Here is a 15,338-nt window from a genome sequence, read left to right as displayed (position 1 = left end):
ACACTCATTGGCGAAGTTCAGAGCGTGAAATTCAACTTCGAGCGCTTGAAGCGTCAACAGTTGATCGGTCGGCATACAAACGTTCAGGCGTTCAAAGAAAAGGTTGTTTTGAAAACAACCGATCCCCTTCAGCAGCTGATGGAGCAGATAACCGGCAACAGCATCAGGCCGATTGAGGACTGACGTCGCAAATGAAAATGCCGATAATCACGGATTTCTAGTCGAATCCGATTGGCCAAAAAGTCTACAATCGCCGATCTGCAGCAAGAACGTCTAGCTGATTATGTTTGAAAGTCCGCTTCGCGCCGATATCTTTGAAAAACTCGGAGTTCGAGTATCCCCGAACGCTCTGCGCGAGGTTTTTCAGGGCGTTTGCAAGGCGTCCCTGGCTGTGACGCGGCTGGATGGGAGCCGTTGGTAGGCGTGAAGGCCTGAGCTTTGCAGCCTGTAGCGATCATTCTCAGCGTCCCAGGTGAAGTCTGAACGCTGAAGGTCCCGTCCGTCCGGTGCGATTTGTCGAACACAGGAATGTCCGGCGGCGCGGCTGGCACATACGGCGCCCCCCCAAGAGATGAAGCATCAGTCAAAACCGTAACTTCCAAGCAGGTGGCGGATCCAGGAAGTGCTAACCTCAAAAACCTGCCGGGATACTAACGCGCGGTCGGGATGTATTTGGATCGGTTGGTCGGCTGCCACGTCATAATAGTTCCGCGAAACTTCGCCCGGCCACGCAAAGCTCGAGTCAAATGGCACTTCAGCAAACGGATTAAAATAAACGTGCAGTCCATCAAAATGGCTTTCCTGATGAAAAGAGGAATGCTGGATGTGCACGTCGGCGCCTACAATATAGCGACCGAAATCCCACCTCTGCGTCAAAAGGTAATTCAGTTTGTCGACTTGAAAACGATGAGTTCCGAGGTCCCACATTGGTGAGCCAAGCGGAACTCTTTCCTTCTCTATCAATCTATAGCGAGTTGCTCTGACAAACCTCTCGATCTTGCTTTCAACGACTGCTTTCCCAAAAGTCCCGACCGTAGAGAAGATGACGGCACTGATCTCTTTAAAGGAATCGTTCGTGAATATTCCCATTTCGACCGGCGCCCCGGACGTCGTCGCAATCGATGTTACTTTATCTTGCCTGAACTCGGACCCTTCAAGCACCGGGGCACCGATACCGAATAGGACGAGGTTGATTAGTTCGTTGTTCTGCAAAAGGGATTGGTTGCTGTCAAAGGGGGCAATCGCGATGACAAACGGCCGACCCTGGACGTGGCTCAGCGAAGAGTATGGATGCTTCTTGCCGCCACTGCCTCGATATATGTTTATCTTGTCTCTGATTTTCCCGACAAGCTTGAGCGCACTGCGATTTTTAGGATCCTGATCGCTGGAAGGCTTCCGTTCCTTATCGCTCGCAGGCTGGTCAGATATCACAGCCTCGATGTTGAATTCATAATTCCCCGGCGCCGTCACGAAGAAATCTGGTGACGGCTTGGAATAGTCTACGCTACAGCCCAAGTCAGTCAAAGCCTTGTTGAGATAGATCTCCCACATGGATGAATTAAATGTTGATTGAAATTCCTTGACGAATTTATCCACCTCGCCCTTGCGGTCAAGAAGGCCGGCTGCCCAGTGTTGAATTACCGGCATCACCTTGGCATAGGTGGGGTTGGTTCGAATTTCGCGGAAGCTGCTATGCAGTTTTCTGTCTGGCAGTCTCGGCTCAAACAAATCTAACATTCTTTAGATCGTCCCTGATACATGATCGTGTCACTACGTCGAATCGAACGTTGGCGACCCGCAAAACGATTGGCATTGTCGCGAACCTATCGGGATGTAAGACGTTGCGGGCTAGTCCGCGAGATCGTCAAATTTGCGAATGAAGGCCGCCTGAAGTGCCGGATCCGATAAAATCGCCGTCCCATAGTCCTCTAGATACAAGGAGATGGCCGCTTGCAAGGCTTTGCGGTAGACAATCTTCTGGATTAGATCGATCGGTCGTGTCCCGGATACCCAAAGCCGCCATCCATTCCGCGTGCGGGCTTCGTGGAGGAGCGCGCATCTGATTGATTGATAAAACTCCTTGGCGGACGCATCGTCGAAAGTGCTCGAAAACGGGGGAACGCTTGACAAAAAATCTTGAAACAGCGCACTGCTGCTGCTGTACTCATGCGGTCCGAGCGTCTCTCCTCTCTTCAGGAAGCGGTATTTCTCTCCACGTCTCGTTGCCGAAAGGAACTCGATCAGCGCGCATTGAATCGAAACAATGGAAAAACCTTCCCCCTCCCAGGCACCTTGATGGTCCAGGACTTTGATCGGATCGAGATATCGAAGCTTTAGCCGTTGTAGAAAGTAATCCTCGTAGGCCGATGCCCATGCCTCCTGCTCGCCCCCGATAGCGAGCTTTTCCTTCAACCGCTTCCAGTCCTCACCACTAAGCCTACCAGCGATATAGGTTTTGCTTCCCTCGATTGACATGACCGTTGCCCCTTCATTGCCCAATAGTTTCGGAGCATAACATGAGTTTCATGCCTCGAGGCCGATGCACTTATAGACGCCGTGGGGGCATCCGCGGCTCGTGCGCAGTCCTGGATTTCCCGTCAGGTAGGTGACCCTCTAGACCTATTGCGGCGGATGAAATTTGAGTCAGTCGGATTCCATCACTCGAAGACAGGGGGCTCAACCTCATTGAGCAAATCAAGCCAGACATGGACGTTTGCGGTTGCAATTAGCGCAGCCCGTCAACTTCTCGCTCTCCATCCCGAGGCGGGTGGCTTAGGGCTTGCGCCTGGCGCCCACGCTTCGTTCGAACTCGATATCATGAGCGAGGTGCCAGGATATGTGGGGGCTGAAACGTTTGCGGCCGTCGACCCCCGCAACAACCGCAAGCTAGCAGCCGACATCACCAAGCTCAGCAAAAGACCCGAGCGCTACCGATATGTTTTCTTCATGTCGCCGCTCTTCCCGGGCAACCAGCGCCGCACACAATTCGAGCGAGACGGGGTCGAAGTCTGGTCAATCGATTTCTAGTCAATCTTCAGCACTTTGCCGATCGGACACGGCGGGAAAGTGGGAATTCACACGGCTCGGCCGTAGACCGGACAGCCCTAGGAATAGCACAGCACCGCGAAGCGGAAGGCGGGACCGCTGCCTTCGGGGCGAACGCTTCGTTGGCCCTTCTGCGGGCACCGCGGGTTATCCCATCGTCTAACTCAGAATAGCCGTCTCCAGCATCGATGGTTTCGTGGCCCATGTCTAATTTAACAAATCTCAGGAACACGGCGCGTCAACGCAAAAGTCTATCGGTGCTGCTTTCCTGAACCCGCGCGTGCGGTTTTCTCCGCTTCGTGTTCTTCGTCGAGGACTGCGTCGTAGGGTTTTATGATCTCTTGGAAATCCTCTGGCCTGATAACGAAGTATTGCTGACCGTCAGGCCAACTCACCCAACTTCCCTTGTTTACCATTGTTTCGAATGCCGCAAGCATGTTGAGCTTCGCTGCGACTAGTTTATCCATTGGCGATCCTTTAGACGGAAATGAGTGGATGTGTATCCTGCGAGACAGATCCTTTCACGCGTCATCGTATGCCCGGAGCTTGATTCTCTTGAGGAAAACGATATGTTCTCTTTTTGTTCCGAGTGGATTATTTCGCGGTTTTTCAGCGATGCGGAAAAGGCGGAATGTGACCTTTTACACAAAGAAAGATCAGCGTCACGTCAGCAAACGGTGGCATGACAGGCATTGGCCTGTTCGAAAGCCTTTTGTTTGCCACTGTGGCTATTGACTTGCGCGCCTACTGAAGGTTGGGTCCTAGAATGAAAAAATACGTTTTCGCCGATTTGTTCTCAGGGTGCGGTGGTCTCTCGTTGGGGCTGGCGCTCGCAGGCTTCAGGGGACGGTTCGCGATCGAGCGCGACGCGATGGCTTTCAGGACCTTCGCGGCGAACCTCCTCGACAGGCCGGGCGCGTCCACCCACTTCGATTGGCCAGACTGGCTCGAGAAGAAGGACTGGGACATAGAGGAGGTGCTGGAGCTCCACCGGCAGGACCTGGTGGAACTACGCGGGACGATCGACGTGCTCGCCGGCGGACCACCGTGCCAGGGCTTTAGCTTCGCCGGGCGGCGCAACGAGGACGACCCTCGTAACCTTCTGTTCAAGAGGTACGTGGAGATGGTCGAGGCCATCCAGCCGCGGGCTCTCGTCATCGAGAACGTCCCCGGCATGCGTGTCGCGCATGCCCGTCGCAACGTTGTCGACCTCCAGCCCTTGGACCCGGCGGGCCGTAAGGTTTCGTTCTACGACAAGCTTGTCGAGAGCCTGGCGGCCGCCGGCTACCATGTCGATGCGATGCTGGTTAACTCCTCCGAGTTCGGCGTGCCGCAAAAGCGATCGCGCTTGATCGCGATCGGGGTGCGGAAGGATCTTTGCAAGTGGTTGGATGGTGGCATCCTGCGGGCATTCAAGCTGCTCGAGGAGGAGAGGGTCGAGCAATTGGAGTTCCTTGGGCTGGGACCGGTGGTAACGGCATCCGATGCGATCTCCGACCTAGAGACAGCTAGCCGCCCCTTGGTCGATTGCATTGATCCAGAATCGCCGAAGCGTTTCATGGAGGGGAGCTACGGTGGACCCAAGACCGCCTACCAGGAGTTGATGCACCACGGCCATGAAGGCTCGATGGACAGCATGAGACTTGCTCGCCACACGGACGAGGTACGAGGGCGCTTTAGCAAGATCCTGTCGGAGTGCCGCAAGGGCGTCCGGATGGACGACGCCAGCCGGAAGACCTACGGCTTGAAGAAGCACCGCATCTACCCGATGTCTGGTAGCGAGCCCGCGCCGACGGTTACTACACTACCCGACGACATCCTGCACTACGTAGAGCCCCGGATCTTGACGGTGCGCGAATATGCAAGGCTGCAGTCCTTCCCCGATTGGTTCGCCTTCAAGGGGAAATATACCACCGGCGGCAAACGACGGACCAAGGAATGCCCGCGATATACCCAGGTCGGCAACGCCGTGCCACCTCTCCTTGCCCGTGCGATCGGCAATTCCCTCGCCCGCCTGCTAGACGAGGTTTCGGCCGCCCAGGGCGACGCCAGCAAGCAGCTTGCGGGACCTGCGCTGGCAACGGGTTGAGGCGGGACGATCGTGGAGTTGGAAGCGAAGGCGACTTATCCATCACGGTTGGTCAACTGGTCGGGAAATAGATCGGGCGGGGTTCGACGCCTTTTTGACGAAGGAAGCGGTCGACCGGGCGAGAACGTCTTCGAGACCAATCTGCTCCACAAGCTCGAGGATTGGGCCAAGAAGATGGTCGAGGCGCCAGGAAGCGCGCCGCGGATCCTGATGCTTGTTGGCGGTCCCGGCAACGGCAAGACGGAGGCCATCGAATCAACCATTGGCTGGCTGGACGGCGCGCTCGGCGCAAGCCAGCAGCTCACTCGAGCACTTGCGGGGTCGTTCCTGCCGGCGGGAGATGGCTTCGTCCCCCGGTTGGTACGGGTCGATGCGGGTTCACTTGGAATTCCCAAGCGCCAGCTCGCGATCTCCATCGTCCAGGACGCTTCCGCTGTTTTGGGCGCCACTGGCCGGCCCGCCGCCCAGTTGTTGCTCGACGAGCTGGAGGCGATGCAATCGGCGCCGCAGACCGAGGCATATCTGTTCTGTGTCAACAGGGGTGTCCTCGACGACGCTCTCATTGAGGCGATCGATCGAGGCTCGGACCAGTCGCGCCGGCTCCTGGAAGCGATCACCCGCGCAGTCAGCCTCGCGCCCGACGCACCCTCGTGCTGGCCGCTCGATTTGTTCCCGACTGTCGCGGCGTGGCCAATGGATGCGGAATCGCTGCTCCTGGCACCGACCCGCTGCGGCGAGGCTCCCGCGCGTTCGTTGCTACGCCATGCACTGGAGGAAAGCCGGTGGCTCCCCGCGGGCAGCTGTTCGGCCGGGCCGTCGTGCCCGTTCTGCGGGAGCCGCGAACGGCTTGCCCGCGAGCGCGAGGAAGGGTCGTTTCTGCAGATGCTGCGATGGTACGAGGTCGCAAGTGGAAAGCGGTGGAGCTTCAGGGACTTGTTCTCGCTGGTTTCCTACCTGCTAGCTGGCCACAGGGTGTCGCCCCGCGACGCGGGCCTTGATCCTTGTGGATGGGCCGCAAGGCTGGCAGGCCTCGACGAAACGGCTCGCCGTGGCGGGAAGCCGTCACGTGACACCTCGTCCTCGATATTCCAACTGGTCGCCGCGCAATACCAGCACGCGCTTTTCCATCGATGGGAACGCGACGCGGGGCCGTCGCTGCTGCGCGACATTAAGGAACTTGGGCTGGACGACGACAATACCGCGATGGGGCTATATTGGTTCCTCTCCTCGCGACGGGCGCCATACTTGCCCAGCATGATAGGCGACGTGCTGGAGGGTTTCGCCGAGTTGCTCGACCCCGCGTTGGCTGTGCCCGACACGCAGGTCCAAGTGTCTCGCAACACGCGCTTTGCGTTGCGCGAAGTTGATGTCCGGTTCAGCAGGTCCGTCCTCGAGGGACTTGACTACGTGCGCAAGCTACAAGTCTTGACGCGACTGGAGGTCGAGCTCATCGATCGGCTCGCAAGGCTCGATGCCGAACTATCAAGCCCAGGTGTGCGCCGAAGGCGCCCCTTGTCCGCGACGAACCTCCAGAGGTTCATGCGCGACTTTACCTGCCGATTAGTGCGCAGGTCGCTGGGCACGAGGACTGCCACGGCCCTTGATGCACCCATTCTCTCCGAGTTCCAAAAAGTCATCGAGGATGGCGAGGGCGAAGGCCTCTACGAAATTGCGCACGAGGTAGAACTGCTGTTGAACCGGAACCAGGATTTCGAGATCTCGCTCACGACGACGTTTGGCCAGCCGCTGCCTCCAGTGGCCCGCCGCGCCATGCTCGTCGTGCCCGCGCGGTCCGTCCGCCCCCTCCACGCCAACACAAGCGGGAGGCCGGCGTCGCCAATCCCGTTCCTCAAGGTAGGAGATGGCCGGTCGAGCCAACCGATTGCCCTCACCTACGACCTTTTCAAGGCCGTGAAGGAGCTAGAGGAAGGCATGTCCATTGCGTCCCTCCCTCGGACAGTCCTTGCCCTCCTCGACACGACGCGCGCCCGGCTCGCCGGACCCATCGTGAGGGACCGCCAGCTCCTGGAGCGGGCGCGAATCCAGATAGGATCGGCCGATAGTTCGGTGGTGCAGCGAAGGTTCGGTTTTGGCATCCGCAAGGACGGAGGGACCCGATGAGCCTGGCGAGATTCAGGGAGGAACCTTGGCGCACGTCGCATCCTGCCTACCAGGATAGTGGCCTGGCCATGTCCCCCGCCCCCGAATACGCAAGCTCTGAGGTCCTGCTTTCGTCATTGTATCGCCACGTAGGCCTCGAGGGGGCGACCGAGCGAACGGTTCCCCAGCGCGGGCGGGAGATAGACAAGGACGTGCAATGGTATCGCGACCGGCACCGGAAGCCGGAGGGCGCGGTCCTCGACCCCGACGCCTTCCACATGTTACTGCATTCAGTGCTCGAAAGCCCCAAGCTTCCGAACCAATCCTCGAAGCGTTTCGTACAGGTCACGCCGCTGGTGCCCAAAGCGGCGGCGTTCTCGGGCTCCGCGCGGCTTAGCGCCAACTCATGGCCTGCTGGCGCCTTGGTGAGGCGGATGATATGGCTTGGGTCTCGCAACCTGCCGGAGGCCGAGGCAACCTGGCAGGCGCTCTTCGAGGCGCTTGCCGTAGTCGACGACGACGATATCTTTGCCCGCTTCCTCCAAGCGGAAATAGAGGCGTGGGCGCCCAGCCCCAAGTGGGGCATGCTTTCGGCGAACGAGCAGTTCACCCTCGACATGGACGACCAAAGGAACCTAGCCTATCCAGCAAGGCGATTTGCCCGGGACCTCGGCTCGGTGATCGCCGCAAAGTCCGCGATGACCAGAAGGCAATGGACAAGCTTGCTGGAGTCAGTATTGAGGCTTGGGGCCGTCGCGCACGTCACGTGGACTTGCGACCTCCACGCGAGAATGTGGAGTTGCGTAAGAAGCGCGCTCGATGGCGCCGGTCCCAAGGACATTGACGAAGCACGTGCGTTGATCTTCCCCCGGCCCTTCCAATTCCTTTCCTATGGCGATCGCGCACTACCAGGCATGAAGGACAGGGCATCCGCCTTCCTGCAAGCTCGCCTGGGGCTGAACGCGACCCTTTGGGCGCTAGACATGGTCCAGGAGGAAGGGCATGGCCTTTCGTCCGCCCGAGAAGTCCTCGATCTTTGCGACCGCGTACGCCGCAACGCCGCTGCCTTGGCGACAATGGGCCTGGGGGACATGCTCGCGGAGGTTTCCGAGCGCGAGACCCGGACGCTCCTATGCAAGAAGGGGATCGGCTCGAACATCATGGAATTCGCTCGCCACGTCCTCGGGCAGCGACAGGCAGCCAGCCCGATCCTGAGGGGATACGACCAAGGCTTCGTGCTAAGGAAGCGCAGCGCCGGGAACGGTGCTCCCTGGATAGTTGGCATGGGGCCGGTGGCGATCCTTGCGTTGGTGCATTGCTCGCTCGCAGGGGCGAGCGGGCCTCGATCGGTCCGCCGGCTCTCGCAGCACCTATCGGCCTATGGGATCTCCGTGGACCATCGCGACATTGCCACCAACGACCTTGGCCACCAGCTGCGGATGCTGGGTCTGGTCCTCGATAGCCCCGACGCGGAAAGCGGCATGCTGCTCGTGCCTCCCTTCCCAACCGTGAAGCAGGTCATTGCATGAACCATCTCGCATCGACCATCCACGACTTGGTCCATGACAAGCTGAAGCAAGCCTCGGCCGGGAATGCCGAGGTCCGCCTGATTTTCCACGGCCCGCCCCCGGAGGTCATGTCGCGCGTCTTCGACATGCTGGCGGGATCGTCGGCGCTCGTACCGGTCCTCTTGCTACTTCCGGCCCTGGCGCCTGGCGAGGCACCCCCCCCGGCCGGTGCCTCGGGGCGGTGCGACGACACGCACCTCCTCAACCTTCGCAACTCGCCATCGCAACCAACCTTCCTGGCGTTGGTGCCGCCTGGCCAGCACAGCATGCGCTCGGTGACGTCGACGACCGACGAATTCGGCGTGGCAGCATCCAACAACGGCGGCAACGTCCCTTTCGAGGACTGGTGGGCAGACGAATTCGTCCAGGACCTGGTGCGGGAAGGCATTGCTCGATGTGGCCTCAGCGACCAAGCCCAGCGAGACGAGGCCCGTATCCTGGTGGGACGTGCGGCCACGGCCGCGGACGAGCTCGACCCCGAGCGCACCCAACGCACCAATGCCTGGCGCGTCCTTTCCCGGTTGTTCGAGACAGCCGGTTCCAAGACTGGCCTCGCGCCCGGGGCCAAGATAAGCCTCGCATGTGGCATGCCACCGCTGGGTGATGGTAGCCTGGCTGCGCGCGAGCAACTTACCGTCCTCGAGAAGGTCGCCGACGCAATGTCCGATGGCTTCGGGCCTGGTATCCGGCGCGCCAAGGACAATGCGGACCACGAGGACCTAGAGCACCTCGACGCGTTCCTCGCGCACCTGCGGAGTGTATGCGACCTACCGACCGCGTTCGAGCGCGCCACCGCGACCTACTACGCACCCGGCAATGGCCTCGAGCTTCCCATCGTACCAAGCTGGTGGACAGCGCTGACGGCGGAAAAATGGACTGAACTGCTGACCGAGGATGCCGGCGCACAAGGCGACATCCGCATCAGTTGCTCGAATCCGCTGGTCCACCTTGGCAAGGGAATGCCCATCGTCGTCGAGAGCGGCGTCACGTTGGCATTCGAGGCGGTCGGCGCCGATGCCACTGGCAGCACCCTTTCGATCGAGCGCGGCCCCAAGGGCAACGAGATCGGCCAGGTGACCATCGGGGATGGGGACGCCACCCTGGTGGACGAAGCGCTGCCCCAGCACAAGTCCCCGATGCGATACGCGGCTTCAGCCATTGGCTTTAAGCCAGGCACCATCAAGGTAATCTCGCTTTCCACCTGGCAACCAGGAATTTTCGTGGCATGCCGGCTGGCGCGCAAGCTTACACCTCCCCGCAAGCCGCCGCGCAGGCAGAAGGGGTCCCCGGGATTCGAGAGTAGTATGGTCGTGCCCGGGGGCGGACGCTACGAAATCCTGGTCTTCACCTCCCCGGGCGTCCGCGTCGACCCATTCGCGGAGGGTACTGGCGACGATGTGCAGGATCGCATGGATGCCGTCGACCAATTGCCGGTTCGACACGTGAGGTCAGGCCATCACCAGATCGAAGTCGAGGCCGAGACCAACTACCAGCTCGACATTGGCTTCCAACGCGACGCAGCGGATGGATCCATGGACCAGGAAACTTGCCGATTGTTCATTTCGGTAGAGGACGTGGTCGAGCAAGGATGCAGGAGCGAATTCGAGCGTTTGATCCGCGTCAATCGTCGCCTCGTCGATCCATCGGACGCCAAGCCCGTGGTGCAGCTCAATAGGAGCGCGCGATGCTCCAGCCTCCAGGACTGGATACTCGCTGAAGACGCCATCGCCAAGTCTTTCCTTCCGGTGGTCCTGGCAAATGACTACGTCGACTCATGGGTGCAGAAACCATGGGGAGTTGGTACTGGTCCCGTCTTTTCCAGTGGGCGGTTCCTGCACGATCCACGGCCAGACGCCACGGAGTTCGAGCCGCCCGTTGGCTTCATCGAGGCACGCAAGCAGATCGCCGCCCGCATTCGAGGCACGGGGGACCAGACCGGCCTTGTAGAGGCAGCGGAGCTCGGCAAGTGGCTCCGGGGCGACGAGGAATTTCGTTCGCTCGTGGAAATGTACGTTGATTCCTACGCGGCCTGGCTTGCTGGCTCCCCCGACGTCGCGTGCTGGGTGGACGTGGCCATCGTCACAACCTTGGAGGACGATGGCCGGACGTTGGCGCGCATACCCGACGCGGTCATACTCTCGCCATTGCACCCGTTGCGCATCGCATGGCAGGCGCTGGCGCAAGGGGTCTTGCTCGAGGCAGACACGCTCGGGAAGCCGTGTCCCGCCGCCAGTGTGCTTGATCCAGATTGCGTACCCGACGTTCTCACGATGTCGCTTCGCTCCCCCGGCGGGATAGAGCAGGTGGATTACCTGGCGGTTGAGAATGGCACCGACTACTGGTCCGTCCTCTGGAACGGCGATCGCCTTGGGCGGTTGCCAAGCCGATCGAAGGTCGCGCCCTTCGGCGAAGCCTTTGGCATCTCCGTCGGTGGAATCTCGGTCGGTTTCAGCGCGGCGCAGGTGGGAAGGGCATTGGACGACGTATCCGGGCTGCTCGCTGCAAAACCAGTTGTCGGCCTCGTCGTGGAAAGCGCCGGCGGGACGACTGACGCATGCAATGAGGGTCTGGTCGAATGGTGCTCGAACAGGTATCGCGACGGCAATGGCCGGACGCCTCGGCAGGCCGCCGGCCCGCGCCTTGTCGAGATCTACGACCACCGGCCCGTCGGGGTCCGGCCAGACGACGCAACCATCGCCAACCTGTCGGAGGACACGAGGAACAGCGTCCGGTGGTTCGATGGGCAACCCGCCCGGGCAACCCCGGACCTTGGGATCATTGCCCAGCTGGACATGTCGGAGCCCAGTGCCGCAACCGTCGCCGGCCGGTCACCCCTTGGGCATGGCGGGTTGCTTCGGCATCGTATACGCCGCCAGCTCCCCGGAGCGTTCTTGAGCGAGACGCGGCAGTCCCTCCCCACCAACGCATCGGGGTCCGTGCTAGCAGACAAGATTGGCGCCTGCATTGCCACCATGGAGAACCTAGGCGAGCGGCGAACCGGGTTGCGCTTCGCCCCGAACGTGAATGTCGTGCGCGACATGCTGGAGGCGCGCAACGCTGAGTTCGTAGCCGTCTCGTCGTCGGCGATCGATCCCGCGTGCTTCCTTGGAGGGTGGCTGGAAAATGCCTACCTTTGGGACTACGACATGCCGTCCTACTCCCATCGTGCGGGCGACACAAACGGCTACTACCTTCTCTCCAAGGTCAAACAGGCCGATCGAGAAGCCCTCTCCAAGGTCTTGGCCCGACTGCCGTCTTGCGCAGGCATCAGCGGTGACAGCGTCCAAGGCCTCCTTCTCGAGATCGCCCGCAGGGGCATCCCGACGATCCGCGGCCTTTCGAGCGACAACCATGGGGCAACTGGCGATCTCGGTCTTTTCGTGGCTGTCAGGTTGCTACAAGACCGCTTTCGCCAGCCAAGCCTGGAGGGAAGCCTGCTTCCCGTGATCGACGGAGAGGGCGAGGACGTCAATGTTTGCATAATCGTGCCAGTCGATCCGTTTCGTGGCTATTTCGCCGACCTGGCACGGTCGCTTGGCAAGGACCGGAAGGAAACGTCCCTCTCCCGGCCGGACTTGCTGGTAATAGGGGCACGGTTGTCGGGCGAGCAAGCGAAGATCCATCTCACGCCCGTCGAGGTGAAGTGCAGGCTAGGCTCGACCTTCCCCGCCTCGGAGGTCGGCGATGCGCTCGAACAAGCCAAGACCTTCTCGCGGCTTCTTTCCAATTTGCTGCCCCACGAGGGCCAGCCGGTCGCGTGGGCACTTGGCTTCCAGCACCTGCTGCTGTCGATCATTGGATTCGGCATGAGGGTCTACAGCCAGCATCCCGACGTCGCCGGGCGGGAAGCACAATGGTCGGCAATCCACGAACGCATCGCGGCCGCGATCCTGGGCCCGTTGCCCTGCGTCTCGGTCGACCAGCGCGGGCGCCTCATCATCGTCGACGACAGCCCGCGCAGCGGGGTGCGCGACCGCGACGAGGACGGGTTCGACGAGACCGTTACCATCGGGAATGGCGACGCGGGCCTCGTCGTGGCTGGCGACCCTGCCGCGTTCTACGCGGGAGTCCGGGAAAGGGTCGGCCAATGGGGTTTCCTCCCCGATCTCGCCGATCCACTGCCAGCACCGATACCGCGGCTTGCCAACGAGGCCATGGCTGCGACGGAGGCGATAGAAGAGGGCGTCGCGATTGCGCCTTGGCTGCCTACCGACCTGGAAACGCCACCCGCATCACCAAGTCTCGTCCCCGGGAGCGAGCATCCATCGAGCCACACTTCTAGTGGCGTCGTGCTTTCGATCGGGACGACGATCGATAGCTTCAGGCCGGGCGAGATCGGACTGAACGTCTCGGATACCAGGCTAAACCAGTTGAACATGGGCGTGGTCGGCGACCTTGGCACCGGCAAGACGCAGCTCCTGAAATCCCTCATCCTGCAAATCTCCAGCTCGTCCGCCGACAACCGGGCGATCCGGCCGCGGTTCCTGATCTTCGACTACAAGCGCGACTACAGCAGCCCGGATTTCGTCGAGGCTACCGGTGCGCGCGTCGTGAAACCGCATCGCCTGCCACTGAACTTATTCGACACTAGTGGGCTCGGCGACGTGGCAGCGCCATGGCTAGACCGGTTCCGGTTCTTCGCGGATGTCCTCGATAAGATCTACACCGGGATTGGCCCGGTTCAGCGCGACAAGTTGAAGCGTGCCGTGCGCACGGCCTACGAGTCGTCGCCCGCTGGCAAGCCCCCTACGCTGCGCGACGTCCACGCGGCCTACGCAGAATTGCTCGACGGAAAGTCGGACTCGCCGATGGCCATCATCGACGACCTCATCGACATGGAAATCTTCGTGCCCGATGCCGGGGACGCCGTGCCATTCGACCAATTCCTCGACGGGGTGGTCGTGGTGTCGCTGGACGCCCTGGGCCAGGACGATCGCAGCAAGAACATGCTAGTGGCCATCATGCTCAACATGTTCTACGAAAACATGCTTCGCGTGCCAAAGCGTCCGTTCATAGGCGAGGAGCCGCAGCTTCGCGCAATCGACTCGTATCTCCTGGTCGACGAAGCCGACAACATCATGCGCTACGAGTTCGACGTGTTGCGCAAACTGCTACTACAGGGCCGCGAGTTCGGCACGGGAGTGATACTTGCCTCGCAGTACCTACGTCATTTCAAGGTCAATGCCACCGATTACCGGGAGCCGCTGCTCACATGGTTCATCCACAAGGTACCGAACGTGACGCCGGCAGAGTTGTCGGCGCTGGGGCTGACGGGAGGCGCCGCGGACTTGGCAGAACGCGTGAAATCCCTGAAGGTACACCAGTGCCTGTACAAGTCGTTCGACGTGCCAGGCGAAATCGTCAGGGGCCTGCCGTTCTTCGAACTCCAGGCTCGCGAGACCGAGCAAGAGTGACACGCCATGGTCGACACGCTAACGCCCGCCCAGCGATCCGAGCGAATGTCGCGCATCCGGTCACGGGATACGAAGCCCGAGATCGCATTGAGGCAAGCCCTACACCGCCTTGGATTTCGGTTTCGAGTACGCGACACCAAGCTTCCCGGCAAGCCCGACGTCGTACTAACCAAGTACAAAACTGCGATCTTCGTCCATGGCTGCTTCTGGCACCGGCATCCAGGGTGCAAGGTCGCCACGACGCCCAAGTCCAACACGGAATTCTGGACCGACAAGTTCTCGCGCAACGTCGCACGGGACGAGCGGGTAACAAGCCAACTTGAGGAATTAGGATGGTGCGTGATCGTCGCATGGGAATGCGAAGTTGATACTCCATCGAAAGCCGGGGCCACGGCAATGCAATTCGCCAGCCTTTTGAAGCAATCCCCCCCAGGGTTTGCTGGCGTTACTTGTGAGTAATCCTTCTCGGTCAGTCCTCCTGTCCGGACGTCGCGGGTTGATCGCTCGGAGGTGTCGCCGCGCCTTCCTGCAGGACACCGAACTTAAGCGTGTAGACCTGCCAGGAACTTGCTGGTTCGGGAAGATGCTCGGCGGGTTCATTTGGCGCCTCCGTCAACCTTAGTATGGCGAATAAACCCGACAGCCGGTGACCGGACTAAGGACCCTGCTTCAAGAGATTGACTGAATTGATGAGCTGCGCCCAGTTTGCGTAGGCAACATCCGCTCCGACGGCAACTTCCTTCAAGGAGTAGGCGTAGTGCTTCGCGATGACGACACGATAGATGGGGGATAGCGGGAGGGACTTTGGCAGCTTTAACGATGCCAGTAACCAATCTCGCGACACCAAGGCGCAGCAGGTAGAATTCTTCCTCCTGCCGTTCGCCGACGTCATCGCGCCTCGACATTTGGTAGGCATGCTAGTCGAGCTCGTTGATCGCGCATCTCAAGACCAGCCAAGGCTATCGGTTTCCAGATAGGGCAAGAACTTCTGTTCTTGCTCGGTAAGCGCCTTGAAGAACTTGCTAAGCGCTTGGTCCATGGTCCTCTCAACATTCGTGAGATCAGTTTATTTCATCTAGCGATAGCACATTATTAGCCGTCCTCTTGCACAGTACCGCGAGC

General features: G+C 60.3%; 9 protein-coding genes. 6 read left to right on the top strand and 3 right to left on the bottom strand.

Annotation, left to right across the window (positions count from 1 at the left end):
• Nucleotides 1–579: 579 nt before the first annotated feature.
• Nucleotides 580–1,737, bottom strand: coding sequence for a hypothetical protein (locus PHA01_RS03450; protein ID WP_271893359.1), 1,158 nt, complete (start codon nt 1,735–1,737; stop codon nt 580–582).
• 111 nt (nt 1,738–1,848) lie between these two features.
• Nucleotides 1,849–2,475, bottom strand: a complete 627-nt coding sequence (locus tag PHA01_RS03445; protein ID WP_271893358.1) for a hypothetical protein — start codon at nt 2,473–2,475, stop codon at nt 1,849–1,851.
• Between the two features lie 210 nt (nt 2,476–2,685).
• Here PHA01_RS03445 and PHA01_RS03440 point away from each other — a divergent pair, with 210 nt between their 5' ends.
• The gene (locus tag PHA01_RS03440) at nt 2,686–3,027 is read left to right on the top strand and encodes a hypothetical protein (protein ID WP_271893357.1); all 342 of its coding nucleotides are present in this window, start codon (nt 2,686–2,688) and stop codon (nt 3,025–3,027) included.
• A 269-nt stretch (nt 3,028–3,296) separates the two neighbouring features.
• Here the strand turns inward: PHA01_RS03440 and PHA01_RS03435 are convergent, their stop codons facing one another.
• Nucleotides 3,297–3,512, bottom strand: a complete 216-nt coding sequence (locus PHA01_RS03435; protein ID WP_271893356.1) for a hypothetical protein — start codon at nt 3,510–3,512, stop codon at nt 3,297–3,299.
• 299 nt (nt 3,513–3,811) lie between these two features.
• On the opposite strand from PHA01_RS03435, the gene PHA01_RS03430 reads away from it, so the two are divergent.
• The 5 genes from PHA01_RS03430 to PHA01_RS03410 are packed head-to-tail and all read left to right on the top strand — an operon-like array spanning nt 3,812 to nt 14,675.
• Entirely contained in the window at nt 3,812–5,134 is a 1,323-nt protein-coding gene (locus PHA01_RS03430; RefSeq protein ID WP_271893355.1) for a DNA cytosine methyltransferase, read from the top strand.
• Between the two features lie 12 nt (nt 5,135–5,146).
• Nucleotides 5,147–7,255: a hypothetical protein gene (locus PHA01_RS03425; protein WP_271893352.1), complete on the top strand. Its 2,109-nt coding sequence runs from the start codon at nt 5,147–5,149 to the stop codon at nt 7,253–7,255.
• Nucleotides 7,252–8,763: a hypothetical protein gene (locus PHA01_RS03420; protein ID WP_271893351.1), complete on the top strand. Its 1,512-nt coding sequence runs from the start codon at nt 7,252–7,254 to the stop codon at nt 8,761–8,763. Before PHA01_RS03425 ends, PHA01_RS03420 begins: the two co-directional genes overlap by 4 nt.
• Nucleotides 8,760–14,216, top strand: a complete 5,457-nt coding sequence (locus PHA01_RS03415; RefSeq protein WP_271893349.1) for an ATP-binding protein — start codon at nt 8,760–8,762, stop codon at nt 14,214–14,216. The genes PHA01_RS03420 and PHA01_RS03415 overlap by 4 nt, the downstream gene beginning before the upstream one ends.
• Nucleotides 14,217–14,222: 6 nt before the next feature.
• Entirely contained in the window at nt 14,223–14,675 is a 453-nt protein-coding gene (locus PHA01_RS03410; RefSeq protein ID WP_271893347.1) for a very short patch repair endonuclease, read from the top strand.
• The last annotated feature ends 663 nt before the right edge of the window (nt 14,676–15,338 follow it).

The sequence above is a fragment of the Candidatus Phyllobacterium onerii genome (assembly GCF_028331445.1).
Taxonomy (GTDB): domain Bacteria; phylum Pseudomonadota; class Alphaproteobacteria; order Rhizobiales; family Rhizobiaceae; genus Phyllobacterium; species Phyllobacterium onerii.
This window is presented reverse-complemented; position numbering and strand designations above follow the sequence as displayed.

Coding starts and splice junctions, on each gene's coding strand:
- PHA01_RS03450 (WP_271893359.1), bottom strand. CDS start 1,737: ATGTTAGATTTGTTTGAGCCGAGACTGCCAGACAGAAAACTGCATAGC.
- PHA01_RS03420 (WP_271893351.1), top strand. CDS start 7,252: ATGAGCCTGGCGAGATTCAGGGAGGAACCTTGGCGCACGTCGCATCCT.
- PHA01_RS03435 (WP_271893356.1), bottom strand. CDS start 3,512: ATGGATAAACTAGTCGCAGCGAAGCTCAACATGCTTGCGGCATTCGAA.
- PHA01_RS03410 (WP_271893347.1), top strand. CDS start 14,223: ATGGTCGACACGCTAACGCCCGCCCAGCGATCCGAGCGAATGTCGCGC.
- PHA01_RS03445 (WP_271893358.1), bottom strand. CDS start 2,475: ATGTCAATCGAGGGAAGCAAAACCTATATCGCTGGTAGGCTTAGTGGT.
- PHA01_RS03430 (WP_271893355.1), top strand. CDS start 3,812: ATGAAAAAATACGTTTTCGCCGATTTGTTCTCAGGGTGCGGTGGTCTC.
- PHA01_RS03415 (WP_271893349.1), top strand. CDS start 8,760: ATGAACCATCTCGCATCGACCATCCACGACTTGGTCCATGACAAGCTG.